The 20,803-nt window shown below is 60.0% G+C and carries 21 protein-coding genes and 1 tRNA gene; 9 read left to right on the top strand and 13 right to left on the bottom strand.

What is annotated here, in order from left to right; translation table 11 throughout:
- Positions 1–11 precede the first annotated feature (11 nt).
- The gene (gene clpA / locus HX873_RS06195; protein WP_003219606.1) at positions 12–2,282 is read left to right on the top strand and encodes an ATP-dependent Clp protease ATP-binding subunit ClpA; all 2,271 of its coding nucleotides are present in this window, start codon (positions 12–14) and stop codon (positions 2,280–2,282) included.
- 234 nt (positions 2,283–2,516) lie between these two features.
- Here the strand turns inward: clpA and infA are convergent, their stop codons facing one another.
- The 3 genes from infA to aat all read right to left on the bottom strand — a co-directional run bounded on the left by infA (position 2,517) and on the right by aat (position 4,279).
- Positions 2,517–2,735, bottom strand: a complete 219-nt coding sequence (infA, locus tag HX873_RS06190) for a translation initiation factor IF-1 (RefSeq protein ID WP_002553999.1) — start codon at positions 2,733–2,735, stop codon at positions 2,517–2,519.
- 100 nt (positions 2,736–2,835) lie between these two features.
- A complete protein-coding gene (locus HX873_RS06185) occupies positions 2,836–3,543 on the bottom strand; it encodes an arginyltransferase (protein WP_003219609.1) in 708 nt (235 codons plus the stop codon).
- A 55-nt stretch (positions 3,544–3,598) separates the two neighbouring features.
- The gene (gene aat, locus HX873_RS06180; RefSeq protein ID WP_003219611.1) at positions 3,599–4,279 is read right to left on the bottom strand and encodes a leucyl/phenylalanyl-tRNA--protein transferase; all 681 of its coding nucleotides are present in this window, start codon (positions 4,277–4,279) and stop codon (positions 3,599–3,601) included.
- 487 nt (positions 4,280–4,766) lie between these two features.
- Between aat and HX873_RS06175 the strand changes: the two genes are divergently transcribed.
- Genes HX873_RS06175 through cysG form a run of 6 tightly spaced genes read left to right on the top strand, consistent with a single transcriptional unit; the run spans position 4,767 to position 12,272 of the window.
- On the top strand, positions 4,767–7,175 hold the full coding sequence (locus HX873_RS06175; protein WP_177122478.1) for a DNA translocase FtsK: 2,409 nt from the start codon (positions 4,767–4,769) through the stop codon (positions 7,173–7,175).
- A gap of 57 nt (positions 7,176–7,232) precedes the next feature.
- Positions 7,233–7,856, top strand: a complete 624-nt coding sequence (lolA, locus tag HX873_RS06170) for an outer membrane lipoprotein chaperone LolA (RefSeq protein WP_003219615.1) — start codon at positions 7,233–7,235, stop codon at positions 7,854–7,856.
- Positions 7,857–7,883: 27 nt separating this feature from the next.
- Positions 7,884–9,206, top strand: a complete 1,323-nt coding sequence (locus tag HX873_RS06165; RefSeq protein WP_177122477.1) for a replication-associated recombination protein A — start codon at positions 7,884–7,886, stop codon at positions 9,204–9,206.
- A complete protein-coding gene (gene crcB, locus HX873_RS06160) occupies positions 9,206–9,580 on the top strand; it encodes a fluoride efflux transporter CrcB (protein ID WP_003219617.1) in 375 nt (124 codons plus the stop codon). Before HX873_RS06165 ends, crcB begins: the two co-directional genes overlap by 1 nt.
- Positions 9,581–9,596: 16 nt before the next feature.
- On the top strand, positions 9,597–10,877 hold the full coding sequence (serS, locus tag HX873_RS06155) for a serine--tRNA ligase (RefSeq protein WP_003219618.1): 1,281 nt from the start codon (positions 9,597–9,599) through the stop codon (positions 10,875–10,877).
- A complete protein-coding gene (gene cysG / locus HX873_RS06150; RefSeq protein ID WP_003219620.1) occupies positions 10,878–12,272 on the top strand; it encodes a siroheme synthase CysG in 1,395 nt (464 codons plus the stop codon).
- 130 nt (positions 12,273–12,402) lie between these two features.
- Here cysG and HX873_RS06145 read toward each other — a convergent pair whose 3' ends face one another.
- The 7 genes from HX873_RS06145 to HX873_RS06115 all read right to left on the bottom strand — a co-directional run bounded on the left by HX873_RS06145 (position 12,403) and on the right by HX873_RS06115 (position 16,615).
- Positions 12,403–13,398, bottom strand: a complete 996-nt coding sequence (locus tag HX873_RS06145) for a glutathione S-transferase family protein (RefSeq protein ID WP_177080931.1) — start codon at positions 13,396–13,398, stop codon at positions 12,403–12,405.
- Positions 13,399–13,486: 88 nt separating this feature from the next.
- Positions 13,487–14,488: a glycosyl transferase family protein gene (locus HX873_RS06140; RefSeq protein ID WP_087693048.1), complete on the bottom strand. Its 1,002-nt coding sequence runs from the start codon at positions 14,486–14,488 to the stop codon at positions 13,487–13,489.
- Positions 14,485–14,820 (bottom strand): TusE/DsrC/DsvC family sulfur relay protein, encoded by a 336-nt coding sequence (locus HX873_RS06135; protein ID WP_087693047.1) that lies wholly within the window; start codon positions 14,818–14,820, stop codon positions 14,485–14,487. The genes HX873_RS06140 and HX873_RS06135 overlap by 4 nt, the downstream gene beginning before the upstream one ends.
- Positions 14,817–15,110 carry a sulfurtransferase complex subunit TusB gene (gene tusB / locus HX873_RS06130; protein WP_003219628.1) on the bottom strand — a complete coding sequence of 98 codons (294 nt, stop codon included), beginning with the start codon at positions 15,108–15,110 and terminating at the stop codon, positions 14,817–14,819. Before tusB ends, HX873_RS06135 begins: the two co-directional genes overlap by 4 nt.
- The gene (gene tusC, locus HX873_RS06125) at positions 15,110–15,460 is read right to left on the bottom strand and encodes a sulfurtransferase complex subunit TusC (protein ID WP_087693046.1); all 351 of its coding nucleotides are present in this window, start codon (positions 15,458–15,460) and stop codon (positions 15,110–15,112) included. The genes tusB and tusC overlap by 1 nt, the downstream gene beginning before the upstream one ends.
- Position 15,461: 1 nt before the next feature.
- Positions 15,462–15,854, bottom strand: coding sequence for a sulfurtransferase complex subunit TusD (tusD, locus tag HX873_RS06120; RefSeq protein WP_003219632.1), 393 nt, complete (start codon positions 15,852–15,854; stop codon positions 15,462–15,464).
- 89 nt (positions 15,855–15,943) lie between these two features.
- The gene (locus tag HX873_RS06115) at positions 15,944–16,615 is read right to left on the bottom strand and encodes a Bax inhibitor-1/YccA family protein (RefSeq protein ID WP_003219636.1); all 672 of its coding nucleotides are present in this window, start codon (positions 16,613–16,615) and stop codon (positions 15,944–15,946) included.
- A 152-nt stretch (positions 16,616–16,767) separates the two neighbouring features.
- On the opposite strand from HX873_RS06115, the gene HX873_RS06110 reads away from it, so the two are divergent.
- Positions 16,768–16,858, top strand: a tRNA-Ser gene (locus tag HX873_RS06110).
- A gap of 248 nt (positions 16,859–17,106) precedes the next feature.
- Here the strand turns inward: HX873_RS06110 and HX873_RS06105 are convergent.
- The gene (locus HX873_RS06105; protein ID WP_008431545.1) at positions 17,107–18,018 is read right to left on the bottom strand and encodes a bifunctional GNAT family N-acetyltransferase/nucleoside diphosphate kinase regulator; all 912 of its coding nucleotides are present in this window, start codon (positions 18,016–18,018) and stop codon (positions 17,107–17,109) included.
- A gap of 362 nt (positions 18,019–18,380) precedes the next feature.
- On the opposite strand from HX873_RS06105, the gene HX873_RS06100 reads away from it, so the two are divergent.
- A complete protein-coding gene (locus tag HX873_RS06100) occupies positions 18,381–18,839 on the top strand; it encodes an Hsp20 family protein (RefSeq protein ID WP_177122476.1) in 459 nt (152 codons plus the stop codon).
- Between the two features lie 127 nt (positions 18,840–18,966).
- On the opposite strand, the gene HX873_RS06095 is transcribed toward HX873_RS06100, so the two are convergent.
- Both HX873_RS06095 and HX873_RS06090 read right to left on the bottom strand, forming a co-directional pair.
- Positions 18,967–20,295 carry an OprD family porin gene (locus HX873_RS06095; protein WP_003219643.1) on the bottom strand — a complete coding sequence of 443 codons (1,329 nt, stop codon included), beginning with the start codon at positions 20,293–20,295 and terminating at the stop codon, positions 18,967–18,969.
- A gap of 230 nt (positions 20,296–20,525) precedes the next feature.
- A complete protein-coding gene (locus HX873_RS06090) occupies positions 20,526–20,783 on the bottom strand; it encodes a hypothetical protein (protein WP_003219645.1) in 258 nt (85 codons plus the stop codon).
- Positions 20,784–20,803 lie beyond the last annotated feature (20 nt).

Here is a 20,803-nt window from a genome sequence, read left to right as displayed (position 1 = left end):
GAGGTGAAGCTATGTTAAACCGCGAGCTCGAAGTCACCCTCAATCTTGCCTTCAAGGAGGCCCGTTCGAAGCGTCATGAATTCATGACCGTCGAGCACCTGCTGCTGGCACTTTTGGATAACGAAGCTGCCGCCACCGTACTGCGTGCGTGTGGTGCCAATCTCGACAAACTCAAGCATGACCTGCAGGAGTTTATCGACTCCACCACGCCGTTGATCCCCGTTCATGACGAGGACCGCGAGACCCAGCCAACCCTGGGCTTCCAGCGGGTACTGCAGCGTGCCGTTTTCCACGTACAGAGCTCCGGCAAGCGCGAAGTCACAGGGGCCAATGTGCTCGTGGCGATCTTCAGCGAGCAGGAAAGCCAGGCCGTCTTCCTGCTCAAGCAGCAAAGCGTTGCCCGTATTGATGTCGTCAACTACATCGCCCATGGCATTTCCAAGGTGCCGGGGCATGGCGATCACTCGGAAGGTGAGCAGGATATGCAGGATGACGAGGGCGGTGAGTCTTCTTCTTCGAGCAACCCGCTGGACGCTTATGCCAGCAACCTCAACGAACTGGCGCGCCAGGGGCGGATCGATCCGCTGGTAGGGCGTGAGCTGGAAGTTGAGCGCGTGGCGCAGATCCTGGCGCGTCGCCGCAAGAACAACCCGTTGTTGGTCGGTGAGGCAGGCGTGGGTAAAACCGCGATTGCCGAAGGCCTGGCCAAACGCATTGTTGATAACCAGGTGCCCGACCTGCTGGCCAACAGCGTCGTCTACTCCCTTGACCTGGGCGCATTGCTCGCCGGGACCAAGTACCGTGGCGATTTCGAGAAGCGCTTCAAGGCGTTGCTCGGCGAGCTGAAAAAACGCCCGCAGGCGATCCTGTTCATTGACGAAATCCACACCATCATCGGTGCCGGTGCGGCTTCCGGTGGCGTGATGGATGCGTCGAACCTGCTCAAGCCGCTGCTGTCTTCGGGCGATATCCGTTGCATCGGTTCGACCACGTTCCAGGAATTCCGCGGGATCTTCGAAAAAGACCGTGCCCTGGCGCGCCGCTTCCAGAAAGTGGATGTGTCCGAGCCTTCGGTAGAAGACACCATTGGCATCCTGCGCGGGCTCAAGGGGCGCTTTGAAGCGCACCATGGCATCGAGTACACCGATGAGGCGCTGCGTGCAGCCGCCGAGCTGGCATCGCGCTACATCAATGACCGGCACATGCCGGACAAGGCCATCGACGTGATCGACGAGGCGGGTGCCTACCAGCGCCTGCAGCCGGTAGAGAAGCGTGTGAAACGCATCGACGTGCCTCAGGTCGAGGATATCGTGGCGAAGATCGCGCGGATTCCGCCAAAACACGTCAACACCTCCGATCGGGAGCTGCTGCGTAACCTGGAGCGCGACCTCAAGCTGACCGTGTTTGGTCAGGATGCGGCGATCGACTCGCTGTCCACCGCGATCAAGCTGTCCCGCGCTGGCCTCAAGTCGCCGGACAAGCCGGTCGGTTCGTTCCTGTTCGCCGGGCCTACCGGCGTCGGCAAGACCGAAGCGGCGCGGCAATTGGCCAAGGCCATGGGGATCGAGCTGGTGCGTTTCGACATGTCCGAGTACATGGAGCGTCACACCGTGTCGCGCCTGATCGGTGCGCCTCCGGGCTATGTCGGCTTCGACCAGGGCGGCCTGTTGACCGAGGCGATCACCAAGCAGCCACATTGCGTACTGCTGCTCGATGAAATCGAGAAGGCGCACCCGGAAGTCTTCAACCTGCTGTTGCAGGTCATGGACCACGGCACCCTGACCGACAACAACGGGCGCAAGGCGGACTTCCGCAACGTGATCGTGATCATGACCACCAACGCCGGTGCCGAAACGGCCGCGCGGGCTTCCATTGGCTTTACTCATCAGGATCACTCTTCCGACGCCATGGAAGTGATCAAGAAGAGTTTCACGCCGGAATTCCGCAACCGCCTGGACACCATCATCCAGTTTGGTCGCCTCAGCCATGAGGTCATCAAAAGCGTGGTGGACAAGTTCCTCACCGAGCTCCAGGCGCAGTTGGAAGACAAGCGCGTGCAGCTGGAAGTCTCGGACGCGGCGCGCAACTGGCTGGCGGAAGGTGGCTACGACGCGGCAATGGGCGCTCGGCCAATGGCTCGCCTGATCCAGGACAAGATCAAGCGCCCACTGGCGGAAGAGATCCTGTTCGGCGAACTGGCAGACCATGGTGGCGTGGTGCACATCGATCTGAAGGACGGCGAGCTGACCTTCGACTTCGAAACCACGGCTGAAATGGCCTGATAGCTGACGCAACAAAACAAAAAGGCGCCGAGAGGCGCCTTTTTGCTGCCTTGAAACCGATGCAGATCAAATGTGGGAGCGGGCTTGCTCGCGAATGCGGTGTGCCAGTCGACATAATCAGTGACTGACACGCTGCATTCGCGAGCAAGCCCGCTCCCACAAGGGATTGCTGGTTTCAGGTAAATCGCGCACACAAAAACGCCCGGCATAACCGGGCGTTTTGTATTGACTTGATTAACGGGCGCGGTAAGTGATGCGCCCTTTGCTCAGGTCATAGGGCGTCAGTTCGACGCGCACTTTGTCACCGGTAAGAATACGAATGTAGTTCTTGCGCATCTTGCCGGAGATATGCGCGGTTACGACGTGCCCATTTTCCAACTCCACACGAAACATGGTGTTGGGCAGGGTGTCGACGACAGTGCCTTCCATTTCGAAGCTGTCTTCTTTCGACATGCAGTAAAGCCCTCGGTATCCAGTGAATGGCCCGGTGCAACTGCGCCAGGCAAAAGCGGCGTGCATTGTGCCCGAAAAAGGGTGTTTAAGCCAAGAGGTTCTAGTTCAACGTGACCCATCTTTGGTTAATTAGCAGCTCAATGGGCCGATATTGGGTCTTGTAGTTCATCTTTTTGCAGTTTTTTATCCAGTATCCGAGGTACACCGCCTCCAATTCCAGGCGCAAGGCTTCACCGATCTGCCACAGGATCGCAAAGCGTCCCAGGCTGCGCCGTTCCTCGGCGGGCTCATAAAAGGTGTAGACCGCCGACAGGCCATTGGGCAGCAGGTCAGTCACGGCGACCGCCACCAGTCGTCCCTCGAGCCGAAACTCATAGAAGCGCGAGAAGGGCAGGTCGCGCACCAGGAAGGTGGAAAACTGGTCGCGGCTGGGCGGGAACATGTCGCCGTCGGCGTGGCGCTGTTCGATGTAGCGTTGGTAAAGGTCGAAATATTCTTCGCTGAAGCCGGGTTTGGTGGCGGTAACGGTCAGGTCGGCGTTGCGCTTCAGGATGCGTTTCTGGTTGCGGTCCGGCAGGAACTGCGCCACCGGGATGCGCGCCGGTACGCAGGCGTTGCAGTTCTGGCAGTGCGGCCGGTAAAGGTGGTCGCCGCTGCGCCGGAAGCCCATTTCCGACAAATCGGCATACACATGCACGTCCATCGGCTGGCTGGGGTCGAGGAACAGCGTGGTGGCCTGCTCATCGGGCAGATAGCTGCATGAGTGGGGTTGAGTGGCATAAAACTTCAAACGCGCCAGCTCGGTCATGATCAACCCTCGGATAAGCTTTGAAATAAGTGTAAGCCAGGTGCGGGGAAGTCGCCTAGGAAACCCACGGAGCAGAGCTGGTTTGGTCCAAATGGTCGCGCAGGTAGTTGGCGAAGTCGCTGCGGGGAATGGCGCGGGCGCCGAGGCTGTGCAGGTGATCGGTGGGCATCTGGCAGTCGATCAGCACAAAGCCCCAGGCCTGTAGTTGCCGAACCAGGGTGGCAAAGCCGTATTTCGAGGCGTTGTCGGCGCGACTGAACATGGACTCGCCGAAAAACAACTGGCCCATCGCCAGGCCGTACAGGCCGCCCACCAGTTCGCCCGCGTCCCACACCTCCACCGAATGCGCATAACCGCGCTGGTGCAGTTGCAGGTAGGCGTTCTGCATGGCTTCGGTGATCCAGGTGCCATCGGCATAACTGCGCGGCGCCGCGCACGCCTGGATGACCGCAGCGAAGTCCTGGTCGAAGGTCACTGTGTAACGCTGCTGGCGCAACAATTTGCCGAGGCTGCGGGAAACGTGCAGCTCATCGGGGAACAATACGGTGCGTGGGTCGGGCGACCACCAGAGGATGGGCTGGCCTTCCGAGAACCAGGGAAAGCAGCCGTGGCGGTAGGCCTGGATCAGGCGGTCGGCCGACAGGTCGCCACCGGCAGCGAGCAGGCCATTGGGTTCGCGCATGGCCTTGGCCAGCGGTGGGAAGGTCAGGGTGTTGCGTTGTAACCAGGTCAGCATGGCATCCAGGCTTACGGAAGGGGAGGGCGGTAACGGCGATGTTGTCCGTTGCAAGAGCTGTGATTATTGTCGACGAAACGCTCTGGGGCTACCCCGAACATGGGATCGGTGCAGATAAGCATGAACGGGTGTTTCTGCAACTCTATGCCGGGGGCGTGGTCGTAATCGCGTACGTCGGTCGGCAAGCTAGCCTGGATTGGCAAAAACAACTCATAAGCCTTTGTCAGTAAAGACAATGCATGCTCAAATTGAACGTTATGAAATTGAACATTGGCTATGCTGTGTAACGTAGGGCCAAGTGCGTGGCATCGCGCACACAAACCCGTACAATGCGGCCATTGGGGCGTTATCGCCGTTTCATGAATCAGTAGCAGGGTGTTAAAAGTAGCTCCACTGGCACTCGTTCATTTTTTACCTGCCCGGATTGGGCAGTGTTTTGCAGTCATTCAACAGATGGACGCGCTAAAGGCGCAGGAAAAGACCCGTTTTGAAGAAATCCGCCGCAACACCTAAAGCCGCAGTCGTGCCCGCCTGGCGCCAGCACCTGCACTACCGACTCAAGGAAGGTGCACTGATCGCCATCGGCGCGCTGTGCCTGTTCCTGATGATGGCCTTGCTCACCTATGGCAAGGACGATCCAGGCTGGAGCCACAACAGCAAGATCGAAGACGTGCAGAACTTCGGTGGTCCGGCCGGCTCCTACAGCGCCGACATCCTGTTCATGGTGCTGGGTTACTTCGCTTACATCTTCCCGTTGCTGCTGGCCATCAAGACCTGGCAGATCTTCCGCCAGCGTCACGAGCCGTGGCAATGGAGCGGCTGGCTGTTCTCCTGGCGCCTGATCGGCCTGGTGTTCCTGGTGTTGTCCGGCGCGGCCCTGGCCCATATCCATTTCCACGCACCTACCGGTCTGCCGGCCGGTGCCGGCGGCGCTCTGGGCGAAAGCCTCGGCGACCTGGCCCGCAGGACCTTGAACATCCAGGGCAGCACCCTGATGTTTATTGCGCTGTTCCTGTTCGGCCTCACCGTGTTTACCGACCTGTCCTGGTTCAAGGTCATGGACGTGACCGGCAAGATCACCCTCGACCTGCTCGAACTGTTCCAGGGCGCCGCCAATCGCTGGTGGTCGGCCCGGGTGGACCGCAAACGCATGGTTGCGCAACTGCGCGAGGTGGATACCCGCGTCAACGAGGTGGTAGCCCCGAGCACGCCGGACCGGCGTGAGCAGGCCAAGGTCAAGGAACGCCTGATCGAACGCGAGCAGGCCCTGACCAAGCACATGTCGGACCGCGAGAAGCAAGTGCCGCCGGTGATTGCCCCTGCGCCGCCGAAGACCCCCGAGCCGAGCCACCGCGTGCAGAAAGAGAAACAGGCGCCGTTGTTTGTCGACAGCGCCGTGGAAGGCACCTTGCCGCCGATCTCGATTCTTGATCCTGCGGAAAAGAAACAGCTCAATTATTCCCCTGAATCCCTGGCGGCCGTCGGCCACCTGCTGGAAATCAAGCTCAAGGAATTCGGCGTCGAAGTCTCGGTGGATTCGATCCACCCGGGCCCGGTGATTACCCGCTACGAAATCCAGCCGGCTGCCGGCGTCAAGGTCAGCCGCATTTCCAACCTGGCCAAGGATCTGGCGCGTTCGCTGGCCGTGACCAGCGTGCGGGTGGTGGAAGTGATTCCGGGCAAGACCACCGTCGGTATCGAGATTCCCAACGAAGACCGGCAGATCGTGCGCTTCTCCGAAGTGCTGTCGACCCCGGAGTACGACAACTTCAAGTCGCCGGTCACCCTGGCCCTGGGCCACGACATCGGCGGCAAGCCGGTGATCACCGACCTGGCGAAAATGCCCCACTTGCTGGTCGCCGGTACCACCGGTTCCGGTAAGTCGGTGGGTGTGAACGCGATGATCCTGTCGATCCTGTTCAAGTCGGGCCCGGATGACGCCAAGCTGATCATGATCGACCCGAAAATGCTTGAGCTGTCCATCTACGAAGGCATTCCGCACTTGCTGTGCCCGGTGGTGACCGACATGAAGGATGCGGCGAACGCCCTGCGCTGGAGCGTTGCCGAGATGGAGCGGCGCTACAAGCTGATGGCGAAGATGGGCGTGCGTAACCTGTCGGGCTTCAACGCCAAGGTCAAGGAAGCCCAGGACGCCGGCACGCCGCTGACCGACCCGTTGTACAAGCGTGAAAGCATCCACGACGAAGCGCCGCTGTTGACCAAATTGCCGACCATCGTGGTGGTGGTCGACGAATTTGCCGACATGATGATGATCGTCGGCAAGAAGGTCGAAGAACTGATCGCCCGTATCGCCCAGAAGGCGCGGGCCGCCGGGATCCACTTGATCCTCGCGACCCAGCGTCCGTCGGTGGACGTGATCACCGGCCTGATCAAGGCCAACATCCCGACCCGCATGGCGTTCCAGGTGTCGAGCAAGATCGATTCCCGGACCATCATCGACCAGGGCGGCGCCGAGCAACTGCTGGGCCACGGTGACATGCTCTACATGCCGCCGGGCACCAGTTTGCCGATCCGTGTCCACGGCGCGTTCGTCTCCGACGATGAGGTGCACCGTGTGGTGGAGGCCTGGAAACTGCGTGGCGCGCCGGAATACAACGACGACATCCTCGCCGGCGTCGAAGAGGCCGGCAGCGGCTTCGACGGTGGCAGCGGCGGTGGCGACGATGATGCCGAGACCGATGCGCTCTACGACGAAGCGGTGCAGTTCGTGCTTGAAAGCCGCCGCGCCTCGATCTCCGCCGTACAGCGCAAGCTGAAGATTGGCTACAACCGCGCTGCCCGCATGATCGAAGCCATGGAAATGGCCGGCGTGGTCACCTCGATGAACACCAACGGCTCGCGCGAAGTGATTGCGCCAGCGCAGATGCGTGACTGATTACGTGCCGCGTGGCAACACGCGGCACGCCTTGCAACCGAATCTAAGAGGACTCCCATGCGTCTTATCCGCATGCTGTTGTTGCCTGCATTGGCCCTGACTGCTGTTTCGGCTCATGCTGACCCGGCTTCCGTCGCCAGCCTGAAAAACCTGTTGGACAAATCCCAGACCCTGACCGCGCGCTTCTCCCAGCTCACGCTGGATGCCGGTGGCACCCAGTTGCAGGAAACCGCCGGCGAGATGGCTGTGCAGCGCCCAGGGCTGTTCTACTGGCACACAGAAGGCAAGGCCGAGCAGACCATCGTCTCTGACGGCCAAAAAGTCACCCTGTGGGACCCGGACCTGGAGCAGGCGACCATCAAGAAGCTCGACCCGCGCCTGAACCAGACGCCAGCGCTCTTGCTGTCGGGCGATGTGTCGAAGATCAACGACAGCTTCGACATTACCTCCAAGCAGACCAGCAACGTGATTGAATTCACCCTTAAGCCGAAATCCAAGGACACGCTCTTTGACACGCTGTCCCTGTCGTTTGGCAACGGCGTGATCAACAACATGCGTCTGATTGACAGCGTCGGCCAGCGCACCGATATCCTGTTCTCCGGGGTCAAGGCCAACCAGCCGGTACCGGCATCCAAGTTCAAGTTCGACATCCCGAAGGGTGCCGACGTGATCCAGGAATAAACTGCCCAGAGGTTTCAAACGCTGCCCATGGACCTGTTTCGAAGTGACCCGATTGCTCAGCCTCTGGCGGCGCGCCTGCGCTCGACCAACCTGGACGAGTACGTCGGGCAGGAACACCTGCTCGCCCGCGGCAAGCCTTTGCGCGAGGCCCTTGAGCAGGGTGCGCTGCACTCGATGATTTTCTGGGGGCCGCCGGGCGTGGGTAAAACCACCCTGGCGCGGCTCCTGGCAAAAGTCTCGGATGCACACTTCGAGACGGTCTCGGCGGTGCTGGCCGGGGTCAAGGAGATCCGCCAGGCGGTGGAAGTCGCCAAGCAGCAGGCCGGGCAGTACGGCAAGCGCACCATCCTGTTCGTCGACGAAGTGCATCGCTTCAACAAGTCGCAGCAGGATGCGTTCTTGCCGTATGTCGAAGACGGCACGCTGATCTTTATTGGTGCCACCACCGAAAACCCGTCTTTTGAACTGAACAATGCCTTGCTGTCCCGGGCGCGTGTCTATGTGCTCAAGAGCCTCGATGAAGCCGCGATGCAGAAGCTCTTGCAGCGTGCGCTGAACGAAGACAAGGGCCTGGGCAAGCGCCAGTTGAATGTCAGTGAGGAAGGCTTCAAGATCCTGCTGACTGCTGCGGATGGCGACGGTCGACGTTTTCTCAATCTGCTGGAAAACGCTTCCGACCTGGCCGAGGATGGCAGCGAAATCGGCGTCGACTTGCTGCAGAGCCTGTTGGGCGACACCCGCCGGCGTTTCGACAAGGGCGGCGAAGCGTTCTACGACCAGATTTCCGCGCTGCACAAATCTGTGCGCGGCTCCAACCCCGACGGCGCGCTGTACTGGTTTGCGCGGATGATCGACGGCGGTTGCGACCCGCTGTACCTGGCCCGGCGCGTGGTGCGCATGGCCAGCGAAGATATCGGCAATGCCGACCCGCGTGCGCTGAGCCTGTGCCTGGCCGCCTGGGAAGTGCAGGAACGCCTGGGCAGCCCGGAAGGCGAGTTGGCGGTGGCCCAGGCCATCACCTATCTGGCCTGCGCACCGAAGAGCAACGCGGTGTACATGGGCTTCAAGTCCGCCCTGCGTGCTGCCGCCGAGCATGGTTCCCTGGAAGTGCCGCTGCACCTGCGCAATGCGCCGACCAAGCTGATGAAGCAACTCGGCTACGGCGATGAATACCGCTACGCCCACGATGAGCCGGACGCCTATGCGGCTGGCGAAGATTACTTCCCGGATGACCTTGAGCCGCAGCCGTTCTACCAGCCGGTGCCCCGCGGCCTGGAGCTGAAGATCGGCGAAAAGCTCAATCACCTCGCCCAACTTGACCGGCTCAGTCCGAAACAGCGGAGAAAGTAGTGCTCAGAACGATTCTTGCCGTGTCCGTGGCCGGCATCGCTGGTACATTATTGCGTTTCGCCACCAGCACGTGGGTCAGCGCCAATTGGCCGAAGCATTTTTATGCGGCGACCCTGGCGGTCAACCTGGTGGGCTGTTTGATCATCGGCTTGTTGTACGGGTGGTTTCTGCTTCGCCCGGAAGTGCCGATTGAGATTCGTGCCGGCTTGATTGTCGGTTTTGTAGGCGGTCTGACGACCTTTTCATCCTTTTCACTGGACACGCTACGCCTGCTGGAAAGCGGGCAGGCACCGGTCGCCTTCGGGTACCTGGCCGTCAGCGTGTTCGGCGGGCTGCTCGCCACCTGGGCTGGCCTGTCCTTGACCAAACTTTGATAAACGAGAGACCGACATGCTCGATTCCAAACTGTTACGTAGCAACCTTCAGGACGTAGCGGACCGCCTGGCATCCCGTGGCTTTGCCTTGGATGTTGCGCGCATCGAAGCGCTGGAAGAACAGCGCAAGACCGTCCAGACCCGCACCGAAGCACTGCAGGCTGAGCGTAATGCGCGTTCCAAATCCATCGGTCAGGCCAAGCAGCGCGGCGAAGACATCGCGCCGTTGATGGCGGACGTCGAGCGTATGGCTGGCGAGTTGGCTTCCGGCAAAGTCGAGCTGGACGTTATCCAGACCGAACTGGACTCGATCCTGCTGGGCATCCCGAACCTGCCGCACGAATCCGTGCCGATCGGCGAAGACGAAGACGGCAACGTCGAAGTCCGTCGCTGGGGCACGCCAAAAGCCTTCGATTTCGAGATCAAGGACCACGTCGCCCTGGGCGAACTGACCGGTGGCCTGGACTTCGAAACGGCGGCCAAAATGTCCGGCGCGCGCTTTGCCTTGCTGCGTGGCCCGATTGCACGCATGCACCGCGCCCTGGCGCAGTTCATGATCAACCTGCACACCGGCGAGCACGGCTACGAAGAGGCTTACACCCCGTACCTGGTCCAGGCTCCGGCGCTGATGGGCACCAGCCAGCTGCCGAAATTCGAGGAAGACCTGTTCAAGATCAGCCGCGATGGCGAAGCCGACTTGTACCTGATCCCGACCGCCGAAGTATCGCTGACCAATATCGTGGCCGGGGAAATCCTCGACGCCAAGCAGTTGCCGATCAAGTTTGTCGCCCACTCGCCATGCTTTCGCAGCGAAGCCGGTGCATCGGGCCGCGACACCCGCGGCATGATTCGCCAGCACCAGTTCGACAAGGTCGAGATGGTGCAGGTTGTCGAGCCGTCGACTTCCATGGAAGCGCTGGAAGGCCTGACCGCCAACGCCGAACGCGTCCTGCAACTGCTGGAGCTGCCGTACCGCGTTCTGGCGCTGTGCACCGGCGACATGGGTTTCAGTGCCGTGAAGACTTACGACCTGGAAGTGTGGGTGCCGAGCCAGGACAAATACCGCGAGATTTCGTCGTGCTCCAACTGCGGTGATTTCCAGGCCCGTCGCATGCAGGCGCGTTTCCGTAACCCGGAAACCGGCAAGCCCGAGCTGGTCCACACCCTCAACGGTTCGGGCCTGGCAGTAGGCCGTACCCTGGTGGCCGTGCTGGAAAACTACCAGCAGGCTGACGGTTCGATCCGCGTGCCTGAAGTGCTCAAGCCGTACATGGCGGGCGTTGAGGTCATCGGCTAAATGGAATTTCTGCCGCTGTTTCATAACCTGCGCGGCAGTCGTGTGTTGGTCGTCGGTGGCGGGGAGATTGCCTTGCGCAAATCCCGGCTGCTGGCCGACGCCGGCGCGTTGTTGCGGGTGGTTGCTCCCCAGATTGAAGACCAGTTGCGTGAACTGGTGCAGGGCAGTGGCGGTGAACTGATTTTGCGTGGTTATCAGGAGGCCGACCTCGACGGTTGCACCCTGATCATCGCGGCGACCGACGACGAGCCGCTGAACGCGCAAGTGTCCAGCGATGCCCGGCGTCGTTGCGTACCGGTCAATGTGGTGGATGCGCCGGCCTTGTGCAGCGTGATCTTCCCGGCGATTGTCGACCGTTCGCCGTTGGTGATCGCAGTGTCCAGCGGCGGCGATGCGCCGGTGCTGGCACGCTTGATCCGCGCCAAGCTGGAAACCTGGATTCCGTCGACTTACGGCCAGTTGGCCGGGCTGGCGGCGCGGTTTCGCAGCCAGGTCAAAGGCTTGTTCCCGGATGTGCAGCAACGTCGCGCGTTCTGGGAAGATGTCTTCCAGGGCCCGATTGCTGATCGGCAACTGGCCGGGCAGGGCGATGAAGCCGAGCGTCTGCTGGTGGAGAAAATCAACGGCGCGCCGCCCCACGCACCGGGCGAAGTCTACCTGGTGGGCGCAGGCCCGGGTGATCCGGACCTGCTGACGTTCCGCGCCTTGCGCTTGATGCAACAGGCCGACGTGGTGCTGTACGACCGCCTGGTGGCGCCGGCGATTCTTGAATTGTGCCGTCGCGATGCCGAGCGGGTGTATGTCGGCAAGCGTCGCGCCGACCATGCGGTGCCGCAGGACCAGATCAACCAGCAACTGGTGGACCTGGCCAGGCAAGGCAAGCGCGTGCTGCGGCTCAAGGGTGGCGATCCGTTCATCTTTGGGCGTGGCGGTGAAGAGATCGAAGAGCTGGCGGCCCATGGCATCCCGTTCCAGGTGGTGCCGGGTATTACCGCGGCCAGTGGTTGCGCGGCGTATGCCGGTATTCCGCTGACCCACCGCGACTATGCGCAATCGGTTCGCTTCATTACCGGGCACTTGAAGGACGGGACTTCGGACCTGCCGTGGAGTGACCTGGTGGGCCCTTCGCAGACCCTGGTGTTCTACATGGGCTTGATCGGGTTGCCGATCATCTGCGAACAGCTGATCAAGCATGGTCGTTCGGCGGATACGCCGGCGGCGTTGATCCAGCAGGGCACCACGTCCAACCAGCGGGTGTTTACCGGCACCCTGGCTGACCTGCCACGCATGGTGGCGGAACATGAGGTTCATGCGCCGACACTGGTGATTGTGGGAGAAGTGGTGCAGTTGCGTGAGAAGCTGAAGTGGTTTGAAGGCGCTCAGTCGCAAGTCTGATAACCGCGACAGATGTTCAACTGTAGGAGCGAGCTTGCTCGCGAAAAACTCAAGGTCACCGCGTTCATTCAGCATGAGCGCGTTATCGTTGACGACCTTCGCGAGCAAGCTTGCTCCTACAGGGCTTGGATCAACTCCAAATCCCTTTCCCGCTCAACCGCTCCCGGTCATGCTCCGCCTCAAACGTCTGCAACGGCCCCTTCGGCACAATCCCCGTCGGATTAATCGTGCGGTGACTGGCGTAGTAATGCCCCTTGATGTGAGCAAAATCCACCGTCTCGGCAATCCCCGGCCACTGATACAACTCCCTTAGCCAGTTCGACAGGTTCGGATAATCCGCAATTCGCCGCAGGTTGCATTTGAAGTGGCTGTAGTACACCGCATCAAACCGAATCGCCGTGGTGAAAAGCCTTACATCGGCTTCAGTCAGGTATTCTCCCGCCAGGTAACGATGCTCACCCAAGTGCTGCTCAAGGTGATCCAGTTCGGCAAACACATCATCAAATGCGGCCTCATAAGCCTTTTGTGACGTGGCAAAGCCTGCGCGGTACACACCGTTGTTCACGGCGGGATAGATTCGATCGTTCAGTGCATCAATGGTCGAGCGCTGGGCTTCGGGATAGAAATCCAGTTGATTGCCGGTCAGTTCATTAAACGCACTGTTGAACATGCGAATAATCTCCGCCGACTCATTGCTGACAATCCGCTTGAGCTTCTTGTCCCACAACACCGGCACTGTGACCCGCCCGGTGTAGCTGGCGGTGTCGGCGGTGTAGCGTTGGTGCATGAAGGTAAAGTCGTCAAGCTTGTCGCCGCTGGAGCCATGGGCCTTGTCGAAGGTCCAGCCGTTTTCCAGCATCAGCCAACTGACCACCGACACGTCGATCAGGCTTTCCAAGCCTTTGAGCTTGCGCAGGATCAATGTGCGGTGCGCCCAGGGGCAGGCGAGGGATACGTATAAATGGTAACGACCGGCTTCAGCCGCGAAACCGCCTTCGCCGGTCGGGCCGGGTTCACCATCGGCGGTCACCCAGTTGCGGCGTTGCGCCTGCTCCCGTTGGAAGGCGCCGTCTGCGCTACTTTCGTACCACTGGTCATGCCAGCGTCCTTCGATCAGCAAACCCATGACTGACTCCTTGGCTAATAAGCGTTGGAGTGCAGTCTAAAGGTCTGAGTTCGAACAAAAAGCGCAAAGGCTGGGGGTTAATGATCGACTAAATCGATTTGTCCCGGGCATCCCAGTACTGTTGGGCCAGTTCGAACGCCTGTTCCCGCGGGTGGCCGAGGCCGCGCAAGGCCAGGGCCATGGTGGCGATCAGTGCCAGTTGCGGGTAGCTGTCCTGCACCTCACCGCGCCATAGCGCCTTCAAATGCTCGGGCTCCAGGGCCGCAGGCTTGACGTGGCGCTGGGCGGAGAGGGCGGGCCACTCTTCATCCCAGCTTTCGCCGCCGGTAGTGCCGTACAGGTGGCTGATGGTGTCCGGGTTGATCTCGATCTCGCCGCCGTCGCCCTTGACCACGATGCTGTTGTCGCCAAGCAAGCCGCTGGCATCGCGGTGTACGCCCTGGTAGCCCGGGTGGAAGATGCTTTGCAGGCCGCAGCGGGCACTCAACGGGTTGAGGATGCGCGCCAGTGAATGGATCGGCGAGCGCAGGCCCAGGGTGTTGCGCAGGTCGATCATGCGCTGCAGTTGCGGCGCCCAGTCCCCCAGGGGAATAAACGCCAGGTTGCCCTGTTCAAGGGCCGCTTCCACCTGTTGCCAATTGCGGCACAACGGAATCTGCAAGCCATCCAGCAACTGCTCGGTGTAGAGCCGGCCTGCCGTATGCGCGCCGCCGCCGTGCATCAGGATACGCACGCCGTTCTGTGCCAGGCACTTGGCTGCCAGCAGGTACCACGGCAGGTGGCGTTTTTTACCGGCGTAGGTCGGCCAGTCGACATCCACATTGAGCGACGGTGCATTCAGGCGCTCGCGCACGGCTTCGGTGAAACCGGCGAGTTCCTCCGGGCTTTCTTCCTTGTGCCGCAGCAGCATGAGGAAGGCGCCGAGCTGGGTGTCTTCGACCTTCTCGTCCAGCAACATGCCCATGGCTTCCCGGGCTTCCTCACGGGTGAGGTTGCGGGCGCCGCGCTTGCCTTTGCCGAGGATGCGCACGAACGGCGCGAACGGGTGCTCGGCAGGGGTTTCAGTGATCAACGGGGCAAAATCAGTCATAAGCAATTCGTCGGCCTGGGCAGGCCCGCCAGCTTGGCGGCGAGTTTGGCGGGAGTGCCTTTGAACAGTCGGTTGAGGTGCAGGCTGTTGCCCTTTTCCGGGCCCAGCTTCAAGGCGGTGTACTTGATCAGCGGGCGGGTGGCGGGCGACAGCTGGAATTCGTCGTAAAAGCCGCGCAGCAGTTCGAGGATTTCCCAGTGTTCCGGGGTCAGCTCCAGCGCTTCGGTAGTGGCGAGGGCGTTGGCCACGTCGCTGGACCACTCGGTCAGGTCGACGAGGTAGCCGTCCTTGTCCAGTTCGAGGGTGCGTTCACCTACGGTCAAAGTGTTCATAGCCAGGTGTTGACCTTGTCATAGTCGATCGACAGCTGGACGAACGCCGGGTAATCGACACTGCCGGCCCATTCAGGCACGGCGAGGTTACGCGCCTGGCTGTCTTCGGCCAGTACAAACACTTTCACGCCCCTGGCCTGCAGGGCCTGGCAAGGCGCGCTGGCGGGTTGCAGGGCGTAGGCGCCGTCGCCGCACAGCAGGATCGCATCCTGGGTGCCACAGAGGCGCAGGCAGCTGTCCAGCCGGCTGTCGGTAAAAGGCGAGTGGGATACCACATGCAAGGTCGACATCAGAGGGTAATCACCTGGTCGTAACGGTCAATCATCTGTGAAATTTGTTCACTGCTCAGCGGCTGTGCGTTGCCGGAGGTGGCCAGCCCGCGCACGGCGAGGCTATGGCTGCAGGCAAACACCTCTTCGACGCCAAATAATTCCAGGGCCTGGAGGTTGGCGCTCAGGTCTTTCTGTTGCACGGCCCTGGCGTCCTGGCTCGCGGCCAGTTGAAACACGCCGTCATCCAGAAACAACAGGCCAATCGGCAAATCAAACGCGCCGCCAGCCAATACGATATCCAGCGCTTCACGGGCGCTGGGGCCGGACCACGGCGCCTGTCGGCTGATCACCAGCAAGGATTTCGACATGTCACGGCCCTCCGAAGCAGATCAAGCGGTCAGCGGACTGGGCGGCGTCATGCAACTGCCCAAGCCCGGACAATGCCCAAGGCGCGTCCAGGTTCACCGCGCTGCGCTGATAACGGGTGGCCTCTTCGGCATTCAGCACGCCACGGCGCAGGGCCGCGGCGATGCACACCACGCCATCGAGCTGATGCTCGCTGACAAACTCGCGCCACTGACGGGCGATATCCTGCTCATCCTGCGGCGCAACAATGTTAGTGGACGCGCTGTAGACGCCATCCTGATAAAAAAACAGCCGCACAATCTCATGCCCACCCGCCAGCGCCGCCTGGGCGAACAGCAAGGCACGGCGCGAGGAGGGCGCATGGGCGGCGGAAAAAAGCGCAATCGCGAACTTCATGGAACACTCTGAAGGCAAAACCTGTGGCAATGATAAAGCCGCAGGCAACAAAAAGCCCGCCGAAGCGGGCTTTTTGCATGCGGCTGCGATCAGTCGTCGCGGCCCATGATGCCGAAGATCTGCAACAGGCTGATAAACAGGTTGTAGATCGATACATACAGGCTGATGGTGGCCATGATGTAGTTACGCTCGCCACCCTGGATGATTGCGCTGGTCTGGAACAGGATGCAGGCCGAGGAGAACAGCACGAAACCTGCGCTGATCGCCAGTTGCAGGCCGCTGATCTGGAAGAACATGCCTGCCAGTACCGCAGCCAGCAACACGAAGAAACCGGCGGTGATGAAACCACCCAGGAAGCTCATGTCCTTGCGGGAGATCAGCACGTAGGCCGACAGGCCGCCAAATACCAGGGCAGTCATGGCAAATGCCGAGCTGACCACTTCCGCGCCGCCGGCCATGCCGAGGTAACGGTTAAGGATCGGGCCGAGGATAAAGCCCATGAAACCGGTCAGGGCAAACGCCGACACCAGGCCCCAGGCCGAGTCGCGCAGCTTGTTGGTCAGGAAGAACAGACCGTAGAAGCCGATCAGCACGACGAAGATATTCGGGTAGCCGACGCGCATTTGCTGGGCTACGAAGGCCATCACGCCGCTGAACGCGAGGGTGAGAGCGAGCAAGCCGTACGTATTGCGCAGGACGCGGCTAACTTCTAGCTGCTCAGCCTGCGCGTTTCCATTCACTGCGTAATTTTGTTCGCGCATGGCGACACTCCTTCAGTTTTGAAACATTCAGTCGCAAGGATCATAACAGACGCTCTGTAACAAGCTATGGCGAGAGTTTGACAGTGTGTTTCATTCGGGTATTATGGCGCCCGCTGAGGCAGGATGAGCTACGCTAATCCTGTGTTGCACAAGGGAAATTGGCAGAGTGGTTGAATGCACCGGTCTTGAAAACCGGCGGACGTTAATAGCGTCTCCAGGGTTCGAATCCCTGGTTTCCCGCCAAGATTTACTCAAGAGCCCCGCTATTGCGGGGCTTTTGCGTTTCTGGGGTTCAGGAATACACCTCTAATCGTTTCCGTATCATTTCAGGCAGTTTCCGCAACTCTGCAAAAAGTGGGCGTCAGCGGGTAGGTTTCACGATCTCACCCCCCGCGCCGATAACCGTCTCGGTTATCAGTTCACGCCGGAGAAGTCAGGCACCCAAGCCGGGCGCGCTGACTGGCGTGATTCGTTACTGAGAAAAGGCGCAATTACAGGTGGAAGTCGCCCGCAGCCTCCGGCTGGTAAAGCACTTTCTTGATCTCAATCCGGCGGGTCCGGTCAGCAATTCGCCAGTCGATGGCGTCTCCCTCCTGATAGCCAAGGATGGCGGTGCCTATGTCGGAATACACGGAATGCTTTGCTGCGTTGCTGTCCGCGTCTTCAGGGTAGACCAAGGCCACTTCGAACTCTTCATCGTCCAGTTGCAGCAAGGCCCTGGAGTTCATCGTGATGACATTGCACGCCACCTGCTGCGGCTTGACGACGATGGCCCGCTCAAGCTCATGTTCGAGTTCAACAACCGCCGGGCCTTGCTCGAACGCGATCAGATCCTCGAGCCTGGCCTTGTCGATTTCAGTGATGTAGATCCTGGTGGAGTCGCCACCGGCGCCTTCGCGCAAGAACTGGAAATAGCTTGCCGCCGTCATGGAAAATGACGTCAATGTCGGCGTTTCGCTCTCCAGCATAAAGCCGCTGCGCAGAAAGGCTTTCAGCGAGCGCGAGTTGTCCGGGTGAATCTTGGCGATGAGCTTCTCGGCCCGCATGTCGAGGAAGGCCAGTTTCATGCCTTCGCGGATCGTGCTGGCGCCCAGGTTCCGGCCCCATTTGTCGCTGTCTCCGATGACCAGGACAATCTCGCAATTTGAGCCGGTCTTGATGAGACGGACAAAGCCCACCGGGGCGTCATGCCGGTCATAGGCCATAAAGAATCTGCCGCCCTGGTTGAATAGATGAGTCAGGATCGGCAACTGAGTCCGATCAATGACTTGCTCAATTGAGCGGGAGACATGACGCGAATCGCTCAGATAGCAGGTGATGCGTTCATCCTCTAACCAATCCACCAACGTCAGCGCGTGCGCCCGCGTAATTTCAGGGCACAGCGAAATGAAAGGCTTGTTCATCTTGACCACACTTATTTGTAAAGGATTGAAGCCCTTCATGGATATGTCATGGCGGTTCTTCGGCAACCGGATATTTTAAGACATGCCGCGAGTAATGGCGAACATGCCAGAGAGTTCCAAGAAGCCACCGCTTGCTGAACCCGACCCAGGCAAGCACTCAAGAGAAAGGTGGGCTGACTACGCATCGCAGCCTGAGGGCGGCCTGTCTATCCAACCGAGCAAGCCGTTCCCGGCTGGTACTCAAATGTAAAAATTTTTATCTGCCCTCTTGAAAATTTTCCCGGCGAACATAAATTTTTATCACGCGACGCCGAATGCGGGTCGCGCACTTAATCACTTGGATTTAATCAGGAGATTTTGAGATGGCTACTACCCTTTCCTTGGCCCCTTTGTTCCGTCAATCCGTGGGCTTCGATCGCTTCAATGACCTGTTTGAGTCGGCGCTTCGCAGCGAGGCTCCGAACACTTATCCGCCTCACAATGTGGAAAAGCACGGTGATGACGAATATCGCATTGTCATTGCTGTCGCTGGGCTTACTGAAGCGAATCTGGATATTCAGGTCGAGAAGGGCGTTTTGACAGTCGTTGGCGACAAGCGCGAAACCGAGAAAGCAGTCACTTATCTGCACCAGGGCATCGCGCAACGAGCATTTCGGCTGTCGTTCCGGCTGGCAGATCATATCGAGGTGCGCGGTGCTTCGATGAACAACGGGCTGTTAAGCATCGACTTGCTGCGCGTGGTTCCTGAAGAGGCCAAGCCCAAGCGCATCACGATTGGCAGCGGGAAAGAGCCCGAACTGCGTCAGGTTAGTTTGCAATAAGTCAGCGGTAACAAAAAAGGCGCTCTTGGTAGCGCCTTTTTTTGTGTGTGGAATCAAAACGCCTACCGATCAATACCTGGCTACGCAGAGTACCCGGTAGATCCATCAACCGGGCACTCCCGCCTGTTTAGAAGATATTCAACGGGTACTCGGTAATCAGGCGTGTCTGCACCAGATGCCCCCCGGTGGACGCATCACCATCGTGCCAGGCTTCCCTCAGGCGGAAGGACAGCTTCTTGGCCGGGCCACTCTGCACGACGTATTTCACTTCGGCGTCGGTTTCGTGTTCCTGGTCGTTGGCGCCATAGAACCCGGTGTAGGCCGAATTGCCGGGGGTATGCGTACCGTCGATGCCAGCACCGCGAATATGGCGGGCCATGAAGCTCAGGCCGGGGGCGCCAAAGGCTCCCATGTCCAGGTCATAGCGCATCTGCCAGGACCGCTCGCCCGGGCCGTTGAAGTCGGAGTATTGCACCGAGTCAGCCAGGTTGATCGAGTTGCCGTAGCGCCCGGCACCGACGCCGGCATTGGTCTCCCCAAAGCCGACGTAGTCGAACGGCTCGTCACCATGCACTTTCTGCCCGGCCAGGGTGAAGGTCTGTGCACCCAGGGTGTAGGCAGCCGCCAGCGAGGCTGCGGTGGTGTCGATGGTCCCGGCCTTGGCGCTGCCGTCGTCCAGTGTGCGATAGAGGTTGAAGTCCAGCGCGACGGATTGGTCATCGGTCAGTGGATGAACAAGGTTCAGGTTGACGTAGTACTGATTCCACACGTCTTCCAGGTGTGCTCCGTACAGCGACGCGGTGAATTCCTTGCTGAACTGGTATTTGCCGCCCGCGAAGCTGGCCGACGACGCTTCCACGCCCGCATAGCTGGCGAGAATGTCGCCGCTGCGCGAGGTGGTGGTGGTACCGGTGCCGGAGGTGTAATGGCCGGCCTCCAGGTTCAGGCCGGTGATTTCATGGCTGTCGATCTGGAAGCCTGTTGCGGTCTGTGGCATCAGGTAGTTATCGGCGGTGGCGAACACCGGCGACGTAGGCTGCAGGTCGCCGACCTTGAGCGTGGTATTGGAAATACGGAACTTGACGTCACCACCGGCCTTCGCGAAGCCATGATCCGGATTGCCATTGGCGTCGGACGGTATGTTCGGGCCACCGGCGCGGTCGGTGTCCCCGTCGATGCGCAACGCCAGGTCGGCAAACGCATCAATGCCGATGCCAATGGTGCCTTGAGTGAAGCCCGAGCTGTAGGTCGCCATCAGCGCCTGGCTCCAGTCACGGGTGTGGGCGCCGTTGCCGTTCTGGTTCCAGAACAGGTTGCGGTTGAGGATATTCAAGCTGCTGTCGGCGACAAAGCCCTTGGAGTCGGACTGATCGCTGGCATAGCTCATGGCCGGCAAGGCAAATGCCAGCGCCACGGCCAAGGTATTGAGCTGAAGTAACGGTTGACGTTTTTTCATTATATTTTGCTCCTGTGCACGAGTTCGTGTGGGAGCATTAAGGCGACAGCCCAGGCCATCAACAAATGAAACTGGATGAAGGTTTTGATATCCCTTTTACCAAATTCCAGGCAAAGAAAAGCCCGCGATGGGGAGTGCGGGCTTAAAGGTGTTCACTTAGGAGCTGGAGTGACGATAAGCGCTCGAGTGTGAAAGGGATGTGAAAGGTTGTTGGGTGCGTAGCGTATTTATCACGAGTGATCCTCTCCTCGCACAATCCTTCCGGCCTTCACCTCATCCGCGTACCCGCTGAGCTTTTCCTGCTGAGCCGCGAGCAGTGCACCCATCTTCATCAGGGCGACTGCTTCGTCGGGTGATTTGGCGACCCCGGCGATAGTGGCCAATTGATTGACCGACCAGGCGATAACGGCCGTCGCATCTTCGAGGTCGTAGAACAGTTCCTGCTGTGCGGTCCTTGGGCCGTCGAGCATTTCCATCAGTTCTGCCATTTACCCGTGCTCTCCAAAAA

The organism is Pseudomonas sp. P7758, from assembly GCF_013386485.1.
Lineage (GTDB): Bacteria > Pseudomonadota > Gammaproteobacteria > Pseudomonadales > Pseudomonadaceae > Aquipseudomonas.
This window is presented reverse-complemented; position numbering and strand designations above follow the sequence as displayed.